The sequence below is a fragment of the Paenibacillus sp. YAE3 genome (genome assembly GCF_057546105.1).
The window spans coordinates 49346-71638 of the sequence record NZ_BAAIYF010000007.1; the positions used below are offsets into that span (position 1 = coordinate 49346).

Sequence of the window (22293 nt, forward strand, 5' to 3'; positions counted from 1 at the left end):
TGGCTGCCGTAGCTTTTGGACAATTGCTCGATGTCGATGACTGTTTCCGCCACCATTATCTCCTCCCATATTTACGAATGAGCACATAGATGCCGCCAAGAATGATGAGGATGATCAATACGCCGATCCATCCCCACAGGACGGAGCCTTTGACCGCGACCCGGAAGGTTGCCGTCGAGGAGGCCTCCGATGCCTGAGCCGTCATATCCGTGACGTAATCGCCCGCGATGGCTTTATCGCTGGACGTGAGCTTGGCTTCGACCGTCGTGGATTTGCCCGCAGCCAGCTTGTCGATCGTTTTCGGATTAAATGTCACCTCCCAGTTGGCCGGGGTGGAGGAGGTCAGGTTAATATCGGTCAAATCGGCAGTTCCGGTGTTTTTGACGACGAGCTCGATCGTTTTGCTTCCGCCTGCTTTTACGCTCGTGCTGAGCAATCCGCTCGGCGTCGTCAACTCCATGCTGTATTTGCCGGAAATGGCCGCTTCCAGCACAAGCTGGGCGTCCGTCGATTGGTTATGCGCCCGAATCGGGATTTTGAACGTTCCCTTCGTTACGTTTTCGGCCGGTTTGACGTTGACGGTGATCGCTTTGCTTGCGCCCGGATCGACTTCGACGGAAGATACCTGCTTGCCGTCCGCGCTAAACGTCACGTCCCATCCGGCCTCCGCCTGCGAAGTCAGCGCATAGGTCTGCTTTTCGGCCGTCCGGTTTTGCAAATTGACCGAATACGTAAATGTCGCGTCCGAATGCCCTTCCATGTTGGCCTGATCCGTGGTCAGCTCCGTTTGGTAAGTGCCTTTTTCCGTAATTTGCACCGTCAGGGGCAAGGAAGCCAAAGTTCCCGCTTTGAGCGTAAAGCGATAGGTGCCTTTATCGATTTGCATCGGAACCGTAACGGCAAGGTTGATCGATTGCGACGAATTCGGCATGACCGAAATTTCGTTCAGATCCCAGCCGCCGCCGGTCATTTTGGCCGTCCAGTTTTGAGGCAGTCCTTCAATGGACAGCGGGACCGTGACGACGCTGCCGGTATCGTTTTTCAGCTCGACGTTGTAATTGAGAGATTCGCCGGGCGGGACCGAAATGGACGTATACGTCGTATACAAGGTCACCCCTCCAGCCGCATGAGCGGGTATACCGCCGAGAAGCGGACCGATTCCAAGCGCCAAAACAAGAAAAATAAGGCCCGTCAGTTTGATGTTCCTAAGGAATCGTGTCATGAAGCATAACCCTCCTAATTGAAAATATTTTTTATTCACCCTAAGTACGAACCGAAAATCGGCATTGGATTTATCCGAACCTTAAAAAAAGATAAAAAATTGCTGAAAATGAGATAAAACTCTCGCAGAGAAAATTCCGTTTCCGTCCGCATCTGCTAAAATGTTGCTGAATAAACACCACGACCAGAGGCTTGAGACCAGGGGATAGTGACATAAGGGGGGATCATAAAAATGGAAGAACATCCTGCCGAGTGGCTCAAAGAAATTGCGCGAGGCTCGGCGTCAGCCTTTAACCGTTTCTATGATGCGTATGCTCCCATGGTTTTCCGGTTAGCGGAACACTGGCTGAAGGACGCGGCCGAAGCGGAGGATGTCTGCCAGGAAATTTTTATCGAAGTGATGCAAAGGGCCGATCAATACGATCCGGAACGGGGGAGCGTCGAAGCTTGGCTGGCGGTTCGGGTTCGGAGCAGGGCCATGGACCGGCTGCGCAAGAAACAGCGTATCGCCGCCATGGAACAAAGCGAAGCAAATCTGGCCGAGTCGGAGCGTGCGCTTTATCTCGAATCCGCCGAATTGGAAGCGTTCCGTCATCTGGACCGCGAACGGATCCGGCATGCCATGAGGGGCATACCGCCTTTGCAGCGCATGGCCCTCTACGGGAGCTATATCATGCAGCTCTCGCATCGTGAGCTTGCCGACAGGATGCAGAAGCCGGTGGGGACCGTCAAATCCTTGATCCGGTACGGCATCCGGAATTTGCGCGGACAATTGCAGGAAAACCAGACCAAGCGGGCAGCAAACGGAGGTGAGGCGCATGCGTTCATGGAATCCGGTAAATGGGAGTGAGGAAAGGCTCGGTTCCTGCGTTGAACTGCCTGAGGAGAAGCTGGTCGATTACGTCATGAACCGTTTGGGGGAAACGGACCGGTTGCGGGTTGCGGGACATGTTGCGCAATGCGCCCGCTGCGCAGAAAAGCTGCGCGAATGGGAGCTGTTAATGCAGGTGCCCGAAATGCAGTCCCTCTGCCTTCCACGGCAGGATGCGGCAGTGATGGACGAAGGGATCGCCGTTTTGCAGGAACAACGGTCTGCCCGTCAGGTCCGCGAAACCTTGGAACCTCCCGCACGTTTAGGCAGAAGGCTGAAAGCCCGAGCTTCGCTGCGCTCTTTGCGAATCAAGGTTTGGCACAACCGCCGCTTTATTTTTCCGGGCGCTGCCGCGGCCGCGTTGGCCATATTCTTGTTTGTCGGACTGTTTACGTTCAAGCACCAGGCAGACACGTCCTCCGAATCGATCGAGCGGCAAGTATCCACCAAAATCGCGTTCATGCAATCCGCCGATTACGATAAATATTCCATTGCGCCGCTGCCGCCGCTTCACGGTCCGGGAGGCGTGTGGCTCAATCCGGACTCCGGAGAGCTGCTGATCGTCATGGACGGCCTGACCCCGTCCGAAGAGAAGGATTACCAGGTATGGCTTCAGCATGAGCAGCAATCCTTCAGCGCGGGCATGATGCTGACCCGTAATCTCCAGGGGAAAGGGTATTATTACGGATTCGGCATCATGAACCCCGACCGGATCGTGATCAGTTTGGAGCCGAAAGGGGGAAGCCGGGTGCAAACCGGGCCGGAGGCCGTCAGAATCAATGTCAACAAACAGCCGTAACCAAAGGAAAAAGCCGCATTTCTGCGGCTTTTTTTTGCATTCCTCGGCGGAATTAGCGGTTATCTATTTTTTCCGGGTACAGGTCATGGTTCATCAATCGCTGTTCGGCCATTTTTTCATATTTGGTGCCGGGTTTGCCGTAGTTGCAATAAGGATCGATGGAAATGCCTCCGCGCGGCGTAAATTTGCCCCACACTTCGATGTACCGCGGGTCCATCAACTTGATCAGATCGTTCATGATGATGTTCATGCAGTCTTCATGGAAATCGCCATGGTTGCGGAAGCTGAACAGGTACAGCTTAAGCGATTTGCTCTCGACCATTTTCTGATCCGGAATGTAGCTGATATGCAGCGTCGCAAAATCCGGCTGGCCCGTAATCGGGCATAAACTCGTAAACTCGGGAAAATTGAATTTCACGAAATAATCGCGGTAAGCATGTTTATTGTCAAAGCTCTCCAGCACCTCGGGCGCGTACTTAAAAACGTATTTCGTCCCTTGGTTGCCAAGAAGCGTCAAATCTTTCATTTCTTCAGGTTGTCTGCCGGTCATTTCAGTTTCCTCCTTAGTCGGTCAGCGCGCTAGACGCCTCGTTTGTTGCCCCATACCAGCGTGTGAAGCTGCGGAAGGACCCTTACGTCGTTCAGGGTTTCCGACGCCGTCACTTTGTCGATAAGCCTTTCATACTGCAGCAGCAGATCGGCGGCATGGTTTTCCTTGTCCATTCGCGATACGTCCGCGTTCCCGACCTGCAAATACATCGGGGCGCCGGGATAACGGGCATGCACGGTTTGCGCGTACGCAAGGTCGCGGTCTTCGAAAATGACGACCTTCAAGCTGTACGCATAGGGAGCAGGGCGTTGGCGAAGCCGCTCCACGATGGTGTCCAGGCGCTCCCAATCAGTCGTCATCCCGGAGCTTGGCGGCTTCGGCGATATCGTAACTTCATCGATCTCCGCCAGCCAATCCTGCCATCTCGAGCCTTGGGTTTCTACGGCGATCCGGATGCCTTCGGATTGAAGCAGTTCCACGAGGGAAGAGAGCTGGGGAAGGAGCAGCGGGTTGCCGCCTGAAATCGTCACATGCGAGAAGCGGTTTCCTCCGATGCGTTTCAGCTCGTCCCATATTTCCGCGGCGTTCATCTTCCGGATGTCCTTCACGCCGCTTCCGTCCCATGTAAATGCGGAGTCGCACCAAGCGCAGGAGTAGTCGCAGCCGGCGGTGCGCACGAACATCGTTTTTTGGCCGATGACCATCCCTTCCCCTTGGACCGTTGGACCGAATATCTCCAATACCGGAATGGGGGGAGGGGACTTCACGGTGCTGCGCGTTTCGCTCATGCTTCCACCCACTCTCTACGAAATTCGGCGTAACTGGTCGGCGTTTCGTACAATCTCACGAATTCCGTACGGCCCTGCTCGATCAGATCGGCATACGGCTTTTCGGCAAGCGCGGCTTCCATTTGCTCATACAGCCAAATCGCCATGTTTTCCGCGGTCGTGTTCATCGGAGGCAGCGTTTCATTGAGATAACGATGGTCGAGATAAGGTTCGATCCGCTGCTTCCATATTTCTTTGACCAGCCCAAAATCGGCAGCGATTCCGATCTCGTTCGGGTATGCGCTGATCCCAAACACCGCTTTATAGGTATGGCCATGCAGATTTTTGCATTTCCCTTCGTAAGCGTGCAGGTGATGGGCGGCGTCAAAAGTGAATTCTTTGCTGACCATGACGCGGTAATGGCGGTATTTCAATTCGCTTGGCTGAATGTCCGTTCCCAGCTGCTGCAGATTCTCGACGATTCGGAATTCGCCCGGCGTCCGGCCCTTCATCGGGATGCCTCCTGCGTCCGGCGCTCCAGATATAGTTCCAGACCTTTGCGCCGCAGCTGGCAGGAAGGGCATTCGCCGCAACCGTCGCCGATGACGCCGTTGTAGCAGGTCAGCGTCCGCTCGCGAACAAAATCGAATGCGCCGAGATCGTCCGCCATAGCCCACGTTTCGGCTTTATCCAGCCACATCAGCGGCGTGTGGATCACGAAATTATAATCCATCGCCAAATTCAAGGTCACGTTCAGCGACTTGACGAAAGAGTCCCGGCAGTCCGGATATCCGCTGAAATCCGTTTCGCAAACGCCGGTCACCAGATGTCTGGCGCCGGACACCTTGGCCAGCACGGCCGCAAAGCTGAGGAACAGATGATTTCGTCCTTCTACGAAGGTGCTCGGCAGCTCGCCGTCTTCCTGCGTAATTTCGATATCGCTGCGGGTAAGGGCGTTCGGGGCGAGCTGATTGAGCAGACTCATATCCAGAACGGTGTTTTTAACGCCGAGTTCTTTGGCGATCTCTTGCGCGCATTCGATCTCCAGGCGATGCCGCTGGCCGTAGTCGAACGTGACCGTTTCTACCTCCGCAAACTGCTTCATGGCCCAAAACAGGCAGGTGGTGCTGTCTTGGCCGCCGCTGAAGACGACGACCGCTTTTTCGTTTTTGAGCATAAAAAAACCTCTCCATCTTCAAAATTTGTCGTACAAGCGCGGATAAAACGCTTCTACCTTCGAAGAGAGAGGGTTCTTGAACTGACCGTAAAAAACAAGCCCAGACGGAATAAACCCGACGGGCGACCTTAGTTTTTTATAGAGGGAGTTCGCGAACCTCTCCCGGGCGGTGTATGACCGCAGCCGGATTTTCTTCTGTTTTGTGCGCGATTGAATCGCACCGGTATATTATAGCACAATCTATGGCTTTGTGGATACGTCCGCGCCATAACGGAAGTCCCGACCGAACGGCATGAACCGCCGATAAGGTTTTTCGCCTACCGGCACGACTTCGGCAAAAGAAAGGAAACACCTTTAAGGTGCGCCGCGAACGGAGGACCGTAAAGGTGTTTCCTGAAAAGCCGATTCGATCGGGATGCCCGATTAAGCGTGTTGAAGCACCAATTTATTGGCAACTTCCTTCACTTTGTTCAGGCCGGCTTCGATGATTTCGCTTGCTTTATCCGGCATCGCGTTGTGGCCTTCGATCACGACTTCGTCGAGAATGGTCATGCCGAATATGCCGCCGAAAACGTTGCGCATGTAGTTGACGGCCATTTCCATCGGCGCGGTTTCCGGCGTGGAATAAACGCCGCCGCGAGCGTTCAGGAAGATCGCTTTTTTGTCCGGCATCAACGAAATCATGTTGCCTTCCGCGTCATATTTAAAGGCGAAACCTGCAGCGTAGACATAATCGATGAATGTTTGCAATTTGGCAGGGATCGTCAGGTTCCACAGAGGGAATGCGAACACGACGACGTCAGCAGCCGTCAAAGCGTCCATCGCTTTTTGTTTGGCAGCCACGAGGCGTTGTTCGAGGTCGGTCAATGCGCCGCCGTTTTGCATTTTGCCGAAGGCATTGAACAGGTCTTGTCCAAAGTAAGGCGTATCTTCTTCATATACGTCGTATGTCGTTACATTCAGGTTCTCTGCGCCTTTGACGGCTTCCATGAATGTTTCGTACATTTTACTGGAAACGGCATCGGACGCCGGACGGTTGTTGGCTTTTACGACTAATACGTTCATGTTGTTTCTTCCTCCTAAAGTCGACACAAAGATGAACTTGGTTCAGTACAATATCTTGTGTTCGTGATTTTTGATATCAAGCGAATTGATATAGTTGAATTGTAAGCAACTTTCAAAAATTCTGCAACCCCCAAAATATGATTTTTTGAAGACGCGAACCATAAAAGTTCAAAGAATATTCAATTTCGTAGGGGCGGTCGGCAAGGAATTGCACAAATGGACCCGAAAACGACGCCTTATGCTTACGAATAAATCGTGATATAGTAGAGGAATGGTTTCGAATCTTTCGATCTATCACATATAAAAAGGATGTTGCCAACATGAAATACAAAATGATCGTTTTGGACCTGGACGATACGCTGCTCCGCGACGACCTGACCATTTCGCCCCGCACGAAGGAGGCGTTGATGGCCGCGCAGAAAGAAGGGGTAAAAGTGGTGCTGGCATCCGGGCGTCCGACTTTCGGGATGAAGCCGATCGCCAAGGAGCTCGAGCTGGAGAAGTTCGGGAGCTACATTTTATCGTTTAACGGCGCAAAAATTACCGATTGCCGGACGGAAGAAGAGATCTTCAGCAGCACATTGTCCGTCGAAACGGTACAAAGACTGTACCGCATCAGCCAAGAAGAAGGGCTGTCCATCTTGACTTACGGCAAGGATCATATCATCACGGAGCAAAGCAACGAATACGTCGAGATCGAATCCGGCCTGACCGGGATGCGTATTCAAGAAACGGCAAGCTTCGTGGAAACCGTTCAGGAGCCGGTCGTCAAAACGTTGATGGTCGGAGATCCCGGCAAGGTGGCGGAAGCGGAGAAAAAATTGCAGCGGCAATTGGCCGGCGAACTCAGCGTCATGCGCTCCAAGCCGTTTTTCCTGGAATTCACCGAAGCGGGCGTCGATAAGGGGACGAGCCTGCATCAACTGATCGGCCGCCTGGGCATCAAGCAGGAGGAAGTGATCGCCATGGGCGACAGCTCGAACGATCTGCCGATGATCCGTTTTGCCGGCCTCGGCGTCGCCATGGGCAACGCCCGGGACGAAATCAAGGAAGCTGCCGATTACGTGACGGACTCCAACATGAACGACGGCGTCGCGAAGGTGATCGAAAAATTCGTATTTGCCTATCAAGAGGTTTAAAAACAAACAACCGGTGCTGGCCGAACGGCCAACCCGGTTGTTTTTCGTTAGGTTCAATCGGATTCATCATCATTTCAAAGTGAACGTTGCGACGGCGGCCGCGTCACTCCATTCCACCCGAAGCGAATACGTTCCGGATTTTAGATTTTTGAACGTTTTGGCGTCCGTATAAGCTTCTCCTTGCGCGAGATCGATGTAGTCCTTGATCGGAACCGCGCCTTTTTCCACGAGGGCGTCGTCTTTCCAAAGCGTATATTTTGCGCCGCCTACGATGTGCAAGCGACGTTCCGTTTGGTTGTAGAAGGTGTACGTCGCTTTGACGTTTGATCCTGCCGCGCCAATCTTGATCTTTCCTTCCAAACGGCCTGCGGCGATGCCATTGGAAGACGGTAACCCCTGTTTGGGCGTCGAGGGGGCCGTAGGGAGGGCGGTTCCTTTTGAAATCACATGGCAGCTTGCCAGCACGGCCGAAGCGATGATGATTGACAAAAGGAGAAGAGACGTATTTTTCATGGTTTTTTCACCTCGCTTTACGCCTGCTTTTCTCTATCCGTAGACGTAGGGGAGGCTGATTTTGTTGCTGCGGAATCGTCATAGACGGGCAGTAAAAAAACATGGGAACGGTCCGCTTTTCAACGAACCCGTTTCCATGCTTTTTCGCGAATATTCGGATTAAACCAGCACCTTGCGGAACTCTTGGGTAAGCAGCGGCACAACCTCGAACAGATCGCCGACGATGCCGTAATCCGCGATCTTGAAGATCGGCGCTTCCGGATCTTTGTTGATCGCGATGATGATCCGGGACTGGCTCATGCCGGCCAAATGCTGAATCGCGCCGCTGATGCCGCAGGCGATGTAGATTTCGGGCGTCACCACTTTGCCGGTCTGGCCGATTTGCATCGAATAGTCGCAGTATCCGGCATCGCATGCGGCACGGGAGGCGCCGACGGCGCCGTGCAATACCTCGGCCAGCTCTTCCAGCGGCTTGAAGCCTTCCGCGCTTTTGACGCCGCGGCCGCCGGAAACGACGATTTTGGCTTCGGTCAGATCGACTTTGCCAGAGGTTTTGCGGACGATGTCCTTGACGATGGAGCGGAGGGAACCGGACGGCGCATAATCCAATTCGACGATTTCAGCGGGCGAGGATGCGGGCGCAGCCGGGCTGAAATTGTTCGGACGGATCGTAACGACCTGCGGACCGCCCGTAAATTGCCGCTGCTCGAAAGCTTTGCCTGCGTAAATCGGCCGGGTGAACAAGACGTCGTCGCCGTTTTTTTCGATGGCGGTCACGTCGGAGATTTGCCCTGCGCCCAGATGCGCCGCAATGGCTGGAGCCAGATCGCGTCCGAGCGCGGTATGCCCTAAAACGACCGCATCCGGCTTCGCGCGTTCAAAAACGGTCTTCATCACGTCCAGATAACTTTCCGGATTATAAATTTCAAGATCGGGATGATCGACGGAATAGACATGACCTTCCACGTAGTTTGCCAGCTCCGACGCAAGCGTCGTTATTTGCGATCCAATGAGGACGGACGCGACGTCGTCCCCTTCCTGCTTGGCGGCGGATACGGCTTGAAGCGCTTCCAGCGAAACTTGGCGCAGGCTGCCCCCGCGAACCTCGGCTACCACGATATACGTTTTACCCATATCAGATTCCTCCTTTAACGGTTAAAACCATACAGCAAATGCTTTTTGCCCCAATTGGACAGTTTTTTTGGCTCGCCAGCAGCCTTAGATCAGCTTGGCTTCGGTGCGCAGCAGATTGACCAGTTCGGCCGCCTGCTGGGCGTAATCGCCTTGTAGAATCCGCCCGGCTTGGCGCTGCGGCGGCAGGGAAAGGGAGACGCGTTTCGTTTTTGCCGCCGCCTCGTCCGTGATCCCCAGCTCGGCAGGCGTGATATGATGGAATGGCTTCTTTTTGGCTTTCATGATGCCCGGCAGGGAAGGGTAACGCGGATCATTGAGCCCTTGCTGTGCCGTAAACACGGCGGGAAGAGCGACTTCCAGCGTTTCCGTGTCGCCTTCGGCATCGCGCTCCACGGCCGCCTTCTGCCCGTCAATGGACAATTTGGTGATGGAGGAGGTATGCGGAAGGCCAAGCAGCTCGGCCAGCCGGACCGCGACCTGTCCGCCGCCGCTGTCGACCGAGAAGTTGCCTCCAAGAATCAGGTCCACAGACTGTTTTTCCAGGTAAGCCGCAAGGAAGCGGGAAACCGTATATTCATCCGTCTCCAAGCCGTCGTTTCCGATCAACACCGCTTCGTCCGCTCCCATCGCCAGCGCCGTTCGCAGCGCCTCGGCCGTCCGGTCGGGCCCGACGCCGACCACGGTTACCGTTCCGCCGTGTTGATCCCTTTGCAGCAGCGCTTCCTCAACGGCATATTCGTCGTAAGGATTGATGACGTACTTCACGCCGTCGTCGGAAATTTCTCCATTCTGAATGACAATGCGTTCCTCCGTATCGAAGGTCTGTTTCAGCAGTACAAAGATATTCATGCGGCAAACTCCTCTCATTTTAAATTGGCAGGCGTTAAACGCCGCCGAATGATTTTAGTCCTCTCAGAAAAAACTCAACCGTCTTGTCGACCTGGGCGGAGAGGGAGTATTTCCGTCCCGAGATCAGCCAGGAGGTGACGACTTCGTCCATGGCGCCGAAGATCAGCAGCCGGGTCAGCTTCGCGTCGAGGTCCTTGCGGAAGGCTCCCTCCGCCATGCCTCTTTCCACAATATGCTCGATGAGCTGAATATAGGGCTTGACGACAAGTCCGATGGCCTTGCGCAGCTCAAGGGAGCTTTGTCTCAGCTCGATTTGGGTGACATAGGCGAGGTTCACGTTATTTTCGAGTTCGTTAAAATGGATTTCGCACACCTTGCGTAGCGCGTCCTCCGCCGTAGTCGATTCCTTGATGCTGCTGTGGAACATCCCGACCAGGTTGCCGAGGCGTTCCTGAAACAGGGAAATAAGGATATCTTCCTTGTTTTTAAAATATAGATATATCGTACCGTCCGCGACACCAGCCTCCTTTGCGATCTTGGAAATTTGGGAGCCGTGAAAACCGTTCTCCGCAATGACCTTTAAAGCCGCATCCAAAATTAACTCATATTTTTCCAATTTTCTACTTGTCATCAGGCCACCCCAGTGATAGAATTCAATTAACTGAATGAATGCTCATTCATTTTTCTTAATCTTAATGGTAAAGGATGCCAGTTGTCAATCGTTTAAGACAAGATTTGTTGTAAAGGTTTTGCGGGGGGTTGGTTAAGGGAAGGCCTTCATTTACGGCGCAACCGTTACTGCCATGTTTCGGCAATGTCACATTTTGTAACCGCTATCTATAGTAAATAAGTTATTAAATACCTTTTATATCAATAAAGGGAGGAACCGCGAATGATGTGGCAAATGGTCAATTTGATCTTGTTTCTCGCTGCGGCAGGTTACGGCATCTACCTCTTTTACAAAGCGGTATACCACCGGATCCTGTACGTGAAGCTCGGCAAGCCGTCCGACTTTCGCAAGCAGCGCGAAGGAAAATGGGGCGAATTCCTGTCGCAGGTTTTCGGGCAGAAGAAGCTGTTTAAAGACATGAAAAGCGGCATCATGCACGTCGTCGTCTTTTACGGCTTCATCATTCTTCAATTCGGCGCCCTGGATTTGATCGTCAAAGGTTTGACAGGCGGAGGCCATCTGCCGCTGCCGGCTTACGACGTGTTCGGGCTGCTGCAGGAGATAACCGTCATCCTCATTTTGGCGGCCATCGGTTACGCGGCTTACCGCCGGTACGGCGAGAAGCTGCCGCGACTCAAAAAAGGCTGGAAGCCGAGCATCGTCATCTTCTTTATTTTCTTCCTCATGTTGTCGGTCGTTTTTTCCCTGGGTTTCGAAAGAGTATGGCTTGAACAGGAGCCCTCGGGATACGCGCCCATATCTTCGCTGCTGGCAGCACTTTTCGGCGGACTATCCACGTCGGCTGCCCAAATCCTATTCTACGCATGCTGGTGGGCGCATCTGCTCATTTTGCTCGCATTCCTTGTTTATGTGCCGCAATCCAAACATTTTCATTTGATGTCCGCACCGGTCAACATTTATCTCGGCCGCTCCGAGCCGGTCGGCAAACTCAGCAAGCTCGATCTGGAAGACGAAGAAGCGGAAAGCTTCGGCGTCGGCAAAATCGAAGATTTCACGCAAAAGCAGATGATCGACTTTTACGCTTGCGTTGAATGCGGCCGCTGCACGAGCGTCTGCCCGGCATCCAATACCGGCAAAGCGCTGTCCCCGATGCATCTGATCGTCAAGCTGCGCGACCATTTAACGGAAAAAGGGACTGCCGTTACCGGAAAATCGCCTTACGTGCCCGAATTCGCTTTTTCTACCATCGGTGCACACGCGTTGTCTTCCTCTTGCGGAGAACCCGGATTTGACAGTGCCGAGATCACGGATATCCGTCCGACCCTGGCCTGGCAAAAATCGACTTGGACGCATCAAGCCAAAGATCCGAAGGACTTGAACCTGATCGGCGACGTCATGACGGAAGAAGAAATCTGGTCGTGCACGACGTGCCGCAACTGCGAAGACCAATGTCCCGTCGGCAACGAGCATGTGGACAAAATCATCGATTTGCGCAGACATCTGGTGCTGATGGAAGGCAGCATGCCGACCGAAGGCCAACGCGCGCTGCAGAATATCGAGAGGCAAAGCAATCCGTGGGGGCTCAATCGCAACGACCGCGCCAACTGGAGCGGGGAAGGTGAAAGCATAAAGGTGCCGACCGTCAAGGATAACCCCGGTTTCGAATATTTGTTTTTCGTCGGTTCCATGGGGTCTTATGATCTCCGCAGCCGAAAAGTGTCCAGAGCTTTCGTCCGGCTGTTGAATGAAGCGGGCGTCAATTACGCCATCCTCGGCAACGAGGAGAAAAATTCGGGCGACACGCCGCGCCGCATGGGCAATGAAATGCTTTTTCAGCAGCTTTGCATGGAAAATATCGCGACGTTCGAAAAATACGGCGTCCAAAAAATCGTGACCGCGTGCCCGCACACCTTCAACACCTTCAAAAACGAATACCCGGAATTCGGGCTGGAAGGCGTGGAGGTGCTTCACCATACGCAGCTTCTGGATCAATTGATCCGCCAAGGCAAGCTGAAGCCGAAACATGAGGTCAAGGAGCGCATCGTGTATCACGACTCCTGTTACCTCGGGCGCTACAACGACGTTTACGACCAGCCCCGCGACGTGCTCCGGGCGATTCCGGGCGTCGAGCTCGTCGAAATGAAGCGCACCCGCGAAAACGCGATGTGCTGCGGCGCCGGCGGCGGGATGATGTGGATGGAGGAGACCTCCGGCAAACGCGTCAACCTGGCGCGGACGGAGCAGGCGCTCGAAACGAACCCGGGCATCATCAGCAGCGCGTGCCCTTACTGCCTGACGATGATGGAGGACGGGACCAAAGCGAAGGAAGTCGAAGAGCGTGTGAAAGCGAAGGATGTCGCGGAAATATTGGAACTTTCCGTATTCGGCGGCCATCCCGCTCACAATAAAGGACTAGAAATGGAGGCAAGCGCACAATGAACAAAGCCATTCGCAAAGCAGCCGTCATCGGCTCGGGAATCATGGGGTCCGGCATCGCGGCACATTTGGCCAACGTCGGCATCCCGTGCTTATTGCTGGATATCGTTCCGCGGCAGTTGACCGAAGAAGAGACGGCCAAAGGATTGACCCTGGAACATCCGTCGGTACGAAACCGGCTTGCGGCTTCGGCGATCGCGAAGCTGGCCAAGACGAAGCCGGCTCCCCTTTACGACCCTGCGTTCGCCGAACGCATCACGCCGGGCAACCTGGACGACCATCTGTCCCGGCTTGCCGAGGTCGATTGGATCATCGAGGTCGTGGTCGAAAATCTGGAAGTGAAAAAGGGATTGCTCGAAAAAATCGAAAGCGTGTGGAAGCCGGGCATCATCGTCAGCTCCAATACTTCCGGCATCTCGATCAACGCAATGGCGGCGGACCGGAGCGAAGCGTTCCAGAAGCATTTTATGGGAACGCACTTCTTCAACCCGCCAAGATACATGAAGCTGCTGGAAATCATCCCCGGCGAGCAAACGGATCCGGCGCTTGTGGACTTTATGAAGGGATTTTGCGAAAAGGTGCTCGGCAAAGGCGTCGTGCTCGCCAAAGATACGCCGAACTTTATCGCCAACCGCATCGGAACCTATGGGCTGCTCGTGACGCTGAAGGAAATGACGGACAACGGTTTTACCGTGGAAGAGGTCGATGCCGTCACCGGCCCGGCGATTGGGCGTCCAAAAAGCGCTACCTTCCGCACGCTGGATCTGGTCGGTCTCGATACGTTCGTGCATGTCGCGAACAACGTCTATGACAACGTAACGGACGAAAAGGAAAAAGAAATCTTTGACGTCCCCGCCGTCATGAAGAGCCTGGTCGAAAAGGGCTGGCTCGGCGAAAAATCCGGGCAGGGCTTTTATTTGAAGAAAAAAGGGGCCGGCGGCAGCGAAATTCTCGCCCTGGATCTGAAGACGATGGAATACGCGCCGCAGACGAAACCCAAAGGAGCCTCGCTGGAAGCCGCCAAGCTCGCGAAGGGCGCCAAGGAGAAGACCAAAGCGCTGCTGTCGGCCAAAGACCGCTATTCCGATCTGGCTTGGAACATTCTGAAGCAAGTGCTGGTTTATTCCGCGGAAAAGGTCGGCGAAATCGCGGACTCCGTGCAGGAAATCGACGACGCGATGAAATGGGGATTTTCATGGGAGCTCGGACCGTTCGAAACCTGGGATGCGATCGGACTCGTCCGGTCGGTGGAACGGATGGAGGCGGAAAGCGTTTCCGTTCCGGCCTGGGTGAAGGAGTGGATCGCGGCGGGGCACACCTCTTTTTACAAGCAGGAGGAAGGAAAGCTGTATTCCGTCCGCATCGGCTCCTCCCGGTATGAAGAAATCGAGTTTGCGCCCGAAATCATCAACCTGCGCCGGTTGAAAGAGCAGAACAAAGTGATCAAAGCCAACAGCGGCGCCAGCCTGATCGATATCGGAGACGACGTGGCCTGCCTCGAATTCCATTCGCCGAACAATGCCATCGGCGAGGACATTCTAAGCATGATCACCCAAAGCCTTGAAGAGGTCCGCAACAACTACAAGGGCATGGTCATCGCCAACCAAGGCCGCAATTTCTGCGTCGGCGCGAACATCATGCTCCTATTGATGGAAGCCCAGGACGAAGAATGGGATGAAATCAACGACATTATCCATCTATTCCAAAACACGATGTACAAAGTCAAACGCTTCGAAAAACCGGTCGTGGCCGCTCCGCACCGGATGTGCCTGGGCGGCGGCGTCGAAGCCTGCATGCCGGCCGACCAGGTGGTGGCTTCCGCCGAAACCTATTACGGACTCGTGGAAGTCGGCGTCGGCCTGATCCCTGCGGGAGGCGGATGCAAGGAGCTTGCGCTGCGCGCCAGCCAACATGCCGGCGTCGAAGGCGTCGATGTGCAGCCGTTCATCAATCACGCGTTCCAGACGGTCGGCATGGCCACCGTGTCCAGCAGCGGGCATGATGCGAAAAGGCTCGGTTATTTGCGCCCGACCGACCGGATCGTCGTCAATCAGGACTTTGCGATCTACGAAGCGAAGCAATCGGTGCTCGGACTTGCGAATACGGACTATAAACCGATCCCGGAAGAAAAAATCCGTGTCGTCGGTTCGGAAGGCAAAGCGGTGCTGCAGCTCGGAGCGATCGAGATGAAACGCGGCGGATATATCAGCGACCACGATCTGTTGATCGCCAAAAAGCTGGCCCATGTGCTGGCTGGCGGCGACGTTCCGGCCGGTTCGCTCGTCACCGAGCAGTACATGCTTGACCTGGAGCGCGAAGCGTTCCTCAGCCTGTGCGGCGAACCGAAAACCCAGCAGCGGATGCACCACATGCTGACCAAAGGCAAAGCGCTGCGCAACTAACATCCCAGGGGAGGGTGAATCCAAATGAAAGAAGCAGTAATCGTATCGATGGCCCGCACCGCCGTCGGAAAAGCCAAAAAAGGCAGCCTGGCCCAGACCCGGGCGGATGATCTCGGAAAAGCCGTGTTGGAGGCGGTCGTTGACCGCGCACCGGGGCTGCTTAAGGAAGACGTCGAGGACATCATTATCGGCTGCGCCATGCCGGAAGGGGAACAGGGCTTGAATTTTGCCCGCATCATGTCGCTTTATGCCGGTTTTCCGGTGACGGTGCCCGCCCTGACCATTAACCGTTTCTGCTCCTCGGGGCTGCAGGCGATCGCTTTTGCGGCGGAGCGGATTATGCTCGGGTCTGCGGATGTGCTGATCGCGGGCGGCGTGGAAAGCATGAGCCATGTGCCGATGACGGGATTCAAAGTGTCGCCGAATCCGAAGCTGGTGGCCGACATGCCGGAGGTATACATGGGGATGGGGCATACCGCCGAGGAAGTGGCCGAACGGTTCGGAATTTCCCGCGAAGATCAGGACCGCTTTGCCGCCAGATCGCATGCAAAGGCAGCCAAGGCGATCGCGGAAGGGAAATTCCGGGATGAAATCGTCCCGATTCAGGTTGAGCTGAAACACGTCGATGAGAAAGGAAAAGTCCAGACCCGTTCCTTTACGTTCGACACGGATGAAGGCGTGCGTCCCGACACGACCCCCGAAGTTCTTGGCAAACTCAAGCCTTCGTTTAAATTGAACGGCACCGTCACTGCGGGCAATGCTTCGCAAACAAGCGACGGCGCCGCCGCCGTCGTCGTCATGAGCCGGGAGAAAGCGGACGCGCTGGGACTCAAACCGCTGGCGACTTTCCGCTCCTTTGCCCTCAGCGGCGTCGAGCCGGAAATAATGGGCGTCGGCCCGGTCAAAGCGATCCCGAAGGCGCTCCGCATGGCAGGCATTACGCAAGACGACGTAACACTCTTTGAAATCAATGAAGCTTTTGCTTCCCAATGCGTGCACATTATCCGCGAGCTGGGCATCGACGAGGAGAAGGTGAACGTCAACGGCGGCGCCATCGCGTTGGGCCACCCGCTCGGGTGCACCGGGACGAAGCTGACGACGACGCTGATCAGCGAGCTTCGCCGCAGGGGCGGGGGATACGGCGTCGTATCGATGTGTATCGGCGGCGGCATGGGCGCCGCAGGCGTTTTTGAAGTCCATCCCGAATAATGATAATAAAGGAGAGGAAAGCGCATGAGCACGACGATGAATAAAGTGGTTGGCGGCAGTTTTATCATTGAAGATACCGATTTCAACCAAGTCGTTACCCCGGAGGATTTTACCGAAGAGCATCGCATGATTGCGCAGACGACGGCCGATTTCGTGGAAGGCGAGATCATTCCCCGCGACGAGGAAATCGAAAAGCTCAATTATGAGCTGACGGTGGAAAAAATGCGGGTGGCCGGCGAGCTCGGCCTTTTGGGCGCGGATGTGCCCGAGGCTTACGGGGGGCTCGGCCTGGATAAGGTCAGCTCGACCCTGATCAACGAAAAGCTGACGAAAGCCTCTGCCTTTGCCCTTTCGATCGGCGCGCACGTCGGCATCGGCACGCTGCCGATCGTCTACTTCGGCACGGAGGAGCAAAAGCAAAAATATTTGCCGCTTCTCGCCACCGGCGAAAAGATTGCCGCTTACTGCCTGACGGAACCGTCTTCCGGTTCGGACGCGCTCGGAGCCAAGACGACTGCCACATTATCGGAGGACGGCGAATATTATGTATTGAACGGCACGAAGCAGTTTATTACGAATGCCGGATTTGCGGACATCTTTATCGTCTACGCCAAAGTGGACGGCAAGGATTTCAGCACGTTCATCGTCGAACGCACGATGGAAGGCGTCAGTATCGGCCCCGAAGAGAAAAAGATGGGGATTAAAGGCTCTTCGACCTGCCAGCTCATTTTGGAGGATGTGAAGGTCCCCGCCGAAAACCTGCTCTGGGAAGTCGGCAAAGGCCATCTGATCGCATTCAACATTTTGAACATCGGACGTTTCAAACTGGCTGCAGGGTGCGTCGGCGCAGCGAAAGACACGATCGAGCTCGCCGCCGAATATGCCAATGAACGGACCCAGTTCGGACGCAAAATTTCCTCCTTCCCGCTGATCGGCAAAAAACTCGCCGACATGAACACCAAAGCTTTTGTACTCGAAAGCATGGTTTACCGGACGGCAGGTCTGTTCGACGTGGGTTTGGCCGAAGTGGACCACGCAAGCCCGGAGGTCGGTTATCAATCCGCCAAGGCCATTGCCGAATACCAGCTTGAATGCTCCATCAACAAAGTATTCGGATCCGAAGTGCTTGATTTTATCGTCGATGAAGGCGTGCAAATCCACGGCGGCTACGGTTTTACCCAAGAATACCGGGTGGAGCGCAACTATCGCGATTCGCGCATTAACCGAATTTTCGAAGGCACCAACGAAATCAACCGTCTGCTCATCCCCGGCGCATTGGTGAAAAAAGCGATGAAAGGCCAGCTTCCGCTCATGCAAAAAGCGATGGCTCTGCAAAACGAGCTGATGGAACCGATCCCGAACCAGATCTTTGACGGCACGCTCGAACAGGAAGCCCATTTGCTGAAAATGTCGAAAAAGATCTTCCTGATGTGCGGCGCCCAAGCCGTTCAAAAATATCAATTGAAGCTGGAGGAACAGCAGGAAATTTTGAGCAACCTGGCGGATATCATGATTTCGGTGTTTGCGATGGAAAGCGCGCTGCTCCGCACCCAGAAGATGATCGATCGTGCGGGCGAGGACAAAGCGCAGCTGGCGATCCGGATGACGACGGTCTTCATCCACGACGAATTTGCGAAAATCGAGCAATGGGCGAAAGAGGTGCTCGCGGCGATGGAATCCGGAGACACGCTGCGCACGCAGCTGTCCGTGCTGAAGAAACTGGTTCGCAAGTCGCCGATCGATTCGATCGGCATCAAACGTGAAATCGCCGAACGGGTGATCGACGCCGGATCCTACGTGTTGTAAATGGATGAGAAGGAAATCCTTCTCGGCATAAGCATCCCGTGCTCGCAAAAAAACAGCTGAACCGGTCTGTCTGCAGTGAGAGCACAGCGGTCAACGTTTTTTCTTAATACGAATTTCGCGTTGTCTGATTATGGCACAACCTCAATTACGTGAGATGGGGTGACCTGGATGACAAATAATCCATGGTTGAATCAATATCCTGAAGAGGTCCCGCACAGTTACGATTATCCGAAACAAAACCTTGCCAAGTTTTTGGTAGATTCAGCCGCAGCCTATCCCCAGCAAATCGCTCTTGATTTTCTAGGGAAGAAAATGACTTATGCAAGCTTGCTTCAATCGGTTTACCGGTTTGCGAACGCCCTGCAGCGCCTGGGCGTTCGCAAAGGGGACCGGATCGCGATTATGCTGCCCAACTGTCCGCAGGGAGTGATTGCCTATTACGGCACACTCCTTGTCGGCGGTATTGCGGTCATGACGAATCCGCTGTATGTCCCGCGCGAGATCGAGCATCAGCTGACGGATTCCGGCGCCAACATCATCGTCACGATGGATGCGCTGGTCGAGCGCGTCCATAAAGCGATGGAGCGCAAACCGCTGCAATATACCATCGTAACTTCGATGAAGGACTACCTGCCTTTTCCGAAAAACGTGCTGTATCCCATCAAGGCCAAAAAAGACGGGATGGCTGCCAACGTCGAATACAACGAGCACATATTATCGTTCGTTTCGCTTTTGAAAAGCTCCGTTGAAACGCCGGTAGAAGTTCCCGTCGATCCGGAGCATGACCTGGCTTTGATTCAATATACCGGGGGGACGACCGGATTTGCCAAAGGCGTCATGCTGACGCATATGAACCTCGTATCCAATACGATCCAGGCGCAGCTGTGGTCATACCGCACCCAAATGGCCCAGGAAAAATACCTTGCCGCGCTGCCTTTTTTTCATGTCTTCGGCTTGACCGTGCTGCTTAACCAAGCCATGTATATTGCCGGTACGCTGATCTTAATCCCGCGTTTTCAAATCGATGACGTCCTGAAGACGATCCACAAGAAAAAACCGACCATTTTCCCGGGGGCGCCGACGATGTATATCGCGGTAATCCATCATCCCGAGGTCGGCCGGTTCGATCTTTCATCGATCCAAATTTGCGTCAGCGGAGCCGCGCCGTTGCCGCTTGAAGTGCAGGAGCGGTTCGAGCGGATTACCGGCGGCAAACTGATCGAAGGTTACGGTCTGACCGAGGCTTCCCCGGTCACGCATGCCAACAACATTTGGGAAAAACGGAAGAACGGCTCCATCGGCATTCCTTTCCCGGATACGCTTGCGAAAATCGTACATCCCGAGACGGGCGAAGAAATGCCGGTCGGCGAAATCGGCGAGCTAGTGGTCAAAGGTCCCCAAGTCATGAAAGGCTACTGGAACCGGCCGGAGGAGACCGAGCGCACGCTGCGCGACGGATGGCTGTATACCGGCGATTTGGCGCGCATGGATGAAGAAGGTTACTTTTATATTCTCGATCGGCGCAAAGACATGATCATCGCTGGCGGATACAATATTTATCCCCGCGAGGTGGAGGAAGTGCTGTTTGAGCATCCCGACGTGGAGGAGGCCGTCGTCGCCGGCGTGAAGGACCTGTACCGGGGCGAAAATGTAAAGGCTTTCATCGTGCTGCGCAAAGGTTCGAACGTGACGGAAAAGGAGCTGAAAAACTGGTGCAAGGAACGTCTTGCGGTCTATAAAGTTCCGAAAATCTATGAATTCCGCGACTCCCTGCCCAAGACGCTGGTGGGCAAAGTGCTTCGCCGCAAGCTGATTGAAGAGGAAAACGAAAAACTCGTCAACCAATCCCGGGTGGACTTGTAACTTTGTAAGAAAGGTCCAAAAGGACTAACCACCAAAGAGGCCCCAAATTTGAACAGCAAGGGAGGTATGGCACATGGAGCATGCATCCGGCGGTAAACTTCCCGATCTGGAACGTATGGAGCGTGCGGCAAAAGATACGTTCTGGGATTTTATCGGCTGCAAAATCGTTGGCGTGAGCGAAAAGAAAGTTGTCGTGGCCTTCGAGATCGAGCCGCATCACCTGAACCTGATCGGGATTTTGCATGGAGGGATGCACGCATCGGCCATCGATTCCGCCATGGGAATCATCGTGATGCTTGCACGGCCGGAAGCAAACGTCGTCACCGTCGGTTTGAACATGAACTATGTCGCGCCGACGTCCGAAGGAAGGGTGCTTGTCACGGCGGAATTGATCCACAGCTCGCGCAAACTGATCACCGCTCAAGCGTTCGCGCGCAAAGAAAACGGCGATCTGCTTGCATTCGGCACGGGAACCTTTCGGGTGCTCGAAAAACCGATTTCTGCGAACCATTGAAAGTGAGGAGGCATCGTATGGCTATAAGAGAGGAGCTGCGGTTGCTCGCGGACCGGATGAACGCTAAGCCGGAGCCGATCGCATCGCTTTACGCGGTATATCAGTTCAACATTGGCGACGCCGCCCCGATCCAGGTCGCTTTCGACAACGCTAAAGTAAAGGTGCTGGACGAGGCGACGGAAACGGCGGATTGCACATTGACGCTATCGGAGAAAAATTTCCGGAAATTGCTCGCGGACGATTTGAATGCAACGATGGCGTTCATGACCGGCTCACTGAAGATTGACGGCAAGCTGGGATTGGCGCTGAAGCTCCAGGAGGTTCTGAAACAGTATTAAAAATAGCCATCAAAACAAGCCCAATTTCTTGAGGTTTTCTCAGAAAATTGGGCTTTTACAGTTGTCGAATTATTATTCATGACATTAATCATTAATGTGATAAATATCGACAATATTATATAAATAACGATATGAATTAATAAATTTCGACCGCATCGGACGGCAGCGTGCGGACGCGTTCCAAATAGGCGGTCACGAGCCGATCGTCCCGTTCAGGATATTCGAATCCAAAATGGTCGGATACGAAAAGCGCGCTATCGCGGAACAACCGGCACATCGTAAACAGCGCGTTCCAGGTTTCTTCTTCATTTCTGCAGGCATATGTAGACATCAGTTCGTCCCAGCTTTGTTTGGACATGTATTTTTCGAGATATTTGCCGTTTTTGCCGATGCTGATTAAAAAATCCGTCCGGATTCCGGCCTGCCATTCGAGCATTTTCATCAGCATCGGACGAACGATTTGATGCAAATGGTCCTGGGCATACAGCATTTCTTGTCTCCACAGCCCTTTGGCGACATAAGTGGATACCCACCAAAACTCGTTGCAGCAGTCGGCGAAAAACTCGCGCGACGGCGGCTTTACCCGGTATTCTTCATCGCTAGGCGGCTGAAGCTGCGGCAAAGAACGGTCTTTGTCGAGCAAAACAACGGTCAGTTTATCCTCCTGAAGATATGTTTCCTGTTCATGGATGGGAACCAGGGTGAGATCAATGCGGTTTCCATCCTGAAAAAGCATCAAATAAGAGAACCTTCCACCGAGCCCCGGCGGAAACATGGTCATCTTTTCCGGCGTTTGCATAATGATCCGCTCCCCGAATACATCCACCCATCCGGGATTGCGAACAAAGGAATCCAGTTCGGTGACGAGATACACGATGTCGTAATCCTGGAACGGATCGGCCGGGGCATTCGGATTGGTGCGCGAACCGTTCATGCAAACGGCACGGACCCGTTCATCCTGATTGGCGACATGCAAAATGAGATCCATCATCTGTTCGGTCGTACGCAT

21 protein-coding genes and 1 riboswitch are annotated in these 22293 nt (G+C 54.1%); of the genes, 10 read left to right on the forward strand and 11 right to left on the reverse strand.

Annotation, left to right across the window (positions count from 1 at the left end; translation table 11 throughout):
• Nucleotides 1-55: 55 nt before the first annotated feature.
• Nucleotides 56-1222: a COG1470 family protein gene (locus tag AC27KL_RS14750; RefSeq protein ID WP_052146969.1), complete on the reverse strand. Its 1167-nt coding sequence runs from the start codon at nt 1220-1222 to the stop codon at nt 56-58.
• 231 nt (nt 1223-1453) lie between these two features.
• Between AC27KL_RS14750 and AC27KL_RS14755 the strand changes: the two genes are divergently transcribed.
• Nucleotides 1454-2071, forward strand: coding sequence for an RNA polymerase sigma factor (locus tag AC27KL_RS14755; RefSeq protein WP_340999012.1), 618 nt, complete (start codon nt 1454-1456; stop codon nt 2069-2071).
• Nucleotides 2040-2891, forward strand: a complete 852-nt coding sequence (locus tag AC27KL_RS14760) for an anti-sigma factor domain-containing protein (RefSeq protein WP_487170166.1) — start codon at nt 2040-2042, stop codon at nt 2889-2891. Before AC27KL_RS14755 ends, AC27KL_RS14760 begins: the two co-directional genes overlap by 32 nt.
• Nucleotides 2892-2943: 52 nt before the next feature.
• Here the strand turns inward: AC27KL_RS14760 and queF are convergent, their stop codons facing one another.
• The 5 genes from queF to AC27KL_RS14785 all read right to left on the reverse strand — a co-directional run bounded on the left by queF (nt 2944) and on the right by AC27KL_RS14785 (nt 6450).
• Entirely contained in the window at nt 2944-3441 is a 498-nt protein-coding gene (queF, locus tag AC27KL_RS14765) for a preQ(1) synthase (RefSeq protein WP_212949620.1), read from the reverse strand.
• A gap of 29 nt (nt 3442-3470) precedes the next feature.
• Nucleotides 3471-4229 (reverse strand): 7-carboxy-7-deazaguanine synthase QueE, encoded by a 759-nt coding sequence (gene queE, locus AC27KL_RS14770; RefSeq protein ID WP_339324938.1) that lies wholly within the window; start codon nt 4227-4229, stop codon nt 3471-3473.
• Entirely contained in the window at nt 4226-4720 is a 495-nt protein-coding gene (gene queD, locus AC27KL_RS14775; protein ID WP_487170167.1) for a 6-carboxytetrahydropterin synthase QueD, read from the reverse strand. The genes queE and queD overlap by 4 nt, the downstream gene beginning before the upstream one ends.
• Nucleotides 4717-5385 carry a 7-cyano-7-deazaguanine synthase QueC gene (gene queC / locus AC27KL_RS14780; protein WP_487170168.1) on the reverse strand — a complete coding sequence of 223 codons (669 nt, stop codon included), beginning with the start codon at nt 5383-5385 and terminating at the stop codon, nt 4717-4719. The genes queD and queC overlap by 4 nt, the downstream gene beginning before the upstream one ends.
• A gap of 127 nt (nt 5386-5512) precedes the next feature.
• Nucleotides 5513-5551: riboswitch (PreQ1 riboswitch) on the reverse strand.
• A 257-nt stretch (nt 5552-5808) separates the two neighbouring features.
• The gene (locus tag AC27KL_RS14785) at nt 5809-6450 is read right to left on the reverse strand and encodes an FMN-dependent NADH-azoreductase (RefSeq protein WP_339324936.1); all 642 of its coding nucleotides are present in this window, start codon (nt 6448-6450) and stop codon (nt 5809-5811) included.
• Nucleotides 6451-6770: 320 nt separating this feature from the next.
• On the opposite strand from AC27KL_RS14785, the gene AC27KL_RS14790 reads away from it, so the two are divergent.
• The gene (locus tag AC27KL_RS14790; protein ID WP_339324935.1) at nt 6771-7589 is read left to right on the forward strand and encodes a Cof-type HAD-IIB family hydrolase; all 819 of its coding nucleotides are present in this window, start codon (nt 6771-6773) and stop codon (nt 7587-7589) included.
• Between the two features lie 69 nt (nt 7590-7658).
• On the opposite strand, the gene AC27KL_RS14795 is transcribed toward AC27KL_RS14790, so the two are convergent.
• The 4 genes from AC27KL_RS14795 to fadR all read right to left on the reverse strand — a co-directional run bounded on the left by AC27KL_RS14795 (nt 7659) and on the right by fadR (nt 10716).
• Nucleotides 7659-8102, reverse strand: coding sequence for a hypothetical protein (locus tag AC27KL_RS14795; protein WP_487170169.1), 444 nt, complete (start codon nt 8100-8102; stop codon nt 7659-7661).
• A 159-nt stretch (nt 8103-8261) separates the two neighbouring features.
• Nucleotides 8262-9236: an electron transfer flavoprotein subunit alpha/FixB family protein gene (locus tag AC27KL_RS14800; RefSeq protein WP_340999017.1), complete on the reverse strand. Its 975-nt coding sequence runs from the start codon at nt 9234-9236 to the stop codon at nt 8262-8264.
• A gap of 84 nt (nt 9237-9320) precedes the next feature.
• Nucleotides 9321-10085, reverse strand: a complete 765-nt coding sequence (locus AC27KL_RS14805; protein ID WP_487170170.1) for an electron transfer flavoprotein subunit beta/FixA family protein — start codon at nt 10083-10085, stop codon at nt 9321-9323.
• A 34-nt stretch (nt 10086-10119) separates the two neighbouring features.
• Nucleotides 10120-10716: a fatty acid metabolism transcriptional regulator FadR gene (fadR, locus tag AC27KL_RS14810; RefSeq protein WP_339324931.1), complete on the reverse strand. Its 597-nt coding sequence runs from the start codon at nt 10714-10716 to the stop codon at nt 10120-10122.
• Between the two features lie 261 nt (nt 10717-10977).
• On the opposite strand from fadR, the gene AC27KL_RS14815 reads away from it, so the two are divergent.
• The 7 genes from AC27KL_RS14815 (at nt 10978) to AC27KL_RS14845 (ending at nt 21284) form a co-directional block, all read left to right on the forward strand.
• Complete coding sequence (locus AC27KL_RS14815) at nt 10978-13155, forward strand: heterodisulfide reductase-related iron-sulfur binding cluster (RefSeq protein ID WP_487170171.1); 2178 nt, start codon at nt 10978-10980, stop codon at nt 13153-13155.
• Nucleotides 13152-15554, forward strand: a complete 2403-nt coding sequence (locus AC27KL_RS14820; RefSeq protein ID WP_487170172.1) for a 3-hydroxyacyl-CoA dehydrogenase/enoyl-CoA hydratase family protein — start codon at nt 13152-13154, stop codon at nt 15552-15554. Before AC27KL_RS14815 ends, AC27KL_RS14820 begins: the two co-directional genes overlap by 4 nt.
• Nucleotides 15555-15578: 24 nt before the next feature.
• Nucleotides 15579-16763, forward strand: coding sequence for an acetyl-CoA C-acetyltransferase (locus AC27KL_RS14825; RefSeq protein WP_487170173.1), 1185 nt, complete (start codon nt 15579-15581; stop codon nt 16761-16763).
• 24 nt (nt 16764-16787) lie between these two features.
• Complete coding sequence (locus tag AC27KL_RS14830; protein ID WP_487170174.1) at nt 16788-18569, forward strand: acyl-CoA dehydrogenase family protein; 1782 nt, start codon at nt 16788-16790, stop codon at nt 18567-18569.
• A 168-nt stretch (nt 18570-18737) separates the two neighbouring features.
• A complete protein-coding gene (locus AC27KL_RS14835; RefSeq protein ID WP_487170175.1) occupies nt 18738-20432 on the forward strand; it encodes an AMP-binding protein in 1695 nt (564 codons plus the stop codon).
• Between the two features lie 73 nt (nt 20433-20505).
• Complete coding sequence (locus AC27KL_RS14840) at nt 20506-20946, forward strand: PaaI family thioesterase (protein WP_487170176.1); 441 nt, start codon at nt 20506-20508, stop codon at nt 20944-20946.
• A 17-nt stretch (nt 20947-20963) separates the two neighbouring features.
• Nucleotides 20964-21284: an SCP2 sterol-binding domain-containing protein gene (locus AC27KL_RS14845; protein WP_339324925.1), complete on the forward strand. Its 321-nt coding sequence runs from the start codon at nt 20964-20966 to the stop codon at nt 21282-21284.
• Between the two features lie 136 nt (nt 21285-21420).
• On the opposite strand, the gene AC27KL_RS14850 is transcribed toward AC27KL_RS14845, so the two are convergent.
• A complete protein-coding gene (locus tag AC27KL_RS14850) occupies nt 21421-22293 on the reverse strand; it encodes an aminoglycoside 6-adenylyltransferase (RefSeq protein WP_487170177.1) in 873 nt (290 codons plus the stop codon).

Coding starts and splice junctions, on each gene's coding strand:
- AC27KL_RS14795 (WP_487170169.1), bottom strand. CDS start 8,102: ATGAAAAATACGTCTCTTCTCCTTTTGTCAATCATCATCGCTTCGGCC.
- AC27KL_RS14850 (WP_487170177.1), bottom strand. CDS start 22,293: ATGCGTACGACCGAACAGATGATGGATCTCATTTTGCATGTCGCCAAT.
- queD (WP_487170167.1), bottom strand. CDS start 4,720: ATGAAGGGCCGGACGCCGGGCGAATTCCGAATCGTCGAGAATCTGCAG.
- AC27KL_RS14785 (WP_339324936.1), bottom strand. CDS start 6,450: ATGAACGTATTAGTCGTAAAAGCCAACAACCGTCCGGCGTCCGATGCC.
- AC27KL_RS14800 (WP_340999017.1), bottom strand. CDS start 9,236: ATGGGTAAAACGTATATCGTGGTAGCCGAGGTTCGCGGGGGCAGCCTG.
- AC27KL_RS14845 (WP_339324925.1), top strand. CDS start 20,964: ATGGCTATAAGAGAGGAGCTGCGGTTGCTCGCGGACCGGATGAACGCT.
- AC27KL_RS14750 (WP_052146969.1), bottom strand. CDS start 1,222: ATGACACGATTCCTTAGGAACATCAAACTGACGGGCCTTATTTTTCTT.
- AC27KL_RS14755 (WP_340999012.1), top strand. CDS start 1,454: ATGGAAGAACATCCTGCCGAGTGGCTCAAAGAAATTGCGCGAGGCTCG.
- AC27KL_RS14805 (WP_487170170.1), bottom strand. CDS start 10,085: ATGAATATCTTTGTACTGCTGAAACAGACCTTCGATACGGAGGAACGC.
- AC27KL_RS14830 (WP_487170174.1), top strand. CDS start 16,788: ATGAGCACGACGATGAATAAAGTGGTTGGCGGCAGTTTTATCATTGAA.
- queE (WP_339324938.1), bottom strand. CDS start 4,229: ATGAGCGAAACGCGCAGCACCGTGAAGTCCCCTCCCCCCATTCCGGTA.
- AC27KL_RS14790 (WP_339324935.1), top strand. CDS start 6,771: ATGAAATACAAAATGATCGTTTTGGACCTGGACGATACGCTGCTCCGC.
- AC27KL_RS14760 (WP_487170166.1), top strand. CDS start 2,040: ATGCGTTCATGGAATCCGGTAAATGGGAGTGAGGAAAGGCTCGGTTCC.
- AC27KL_RS14815 (WP_487170171.1), top strand. CDS start 10,978: ATGATGTGGCAAATGGTCAATTTGATCTTGTTTCTCGCTGCGGCAGGT.
- queC (WP_487170168.1), bottom strand. CDS start 5,385: ATGCTCAAAAACGAAAAAGCGGTCGTCGTCTTCAGCGGCGGCCAAGAC.
- AC27KL_RS14840 (WP_487170176.1), top strand. CDS start 20,506: ATGGAGCATGCATCCGGCGGTAAACTTCCCGATCTGGAACGTATGGAG.
- fadR (WP_339324931.1), bottom strand. CDS start 10,716: ATGACAAGTAGAAAATTGGAAAAATATGAGTTAATTTTGGATGCGGCT.
- AC27KL_RS14835 (WP_487170175.1), top strand. CDS start 18,738: ATGACAAATAATCCATGGTTGAATCAATATCCTGAAGAGGTCCCGCAC.
- queF (WP_212949620.1), bottom strand. CDS start 3,441: ATGACCGGCAGACAACCTGAAGAAATGAAAGATTTGACGCTTCTTGGC.
- AC27KL_RS14820 (WP_487170172.1), top strand. CDS start 13,152: ATGAACAAAGCCATTCGCAAAGCAGCCGTCATCGGCTCGGGAATCATG.
- AC27KL_RS14825 (WP_487170173.1), top strand. CDS start 15,579: ATGAAAGAAGCAGTAATCGTATCGATGGCCCGCACCGCCGTCGGAAAA.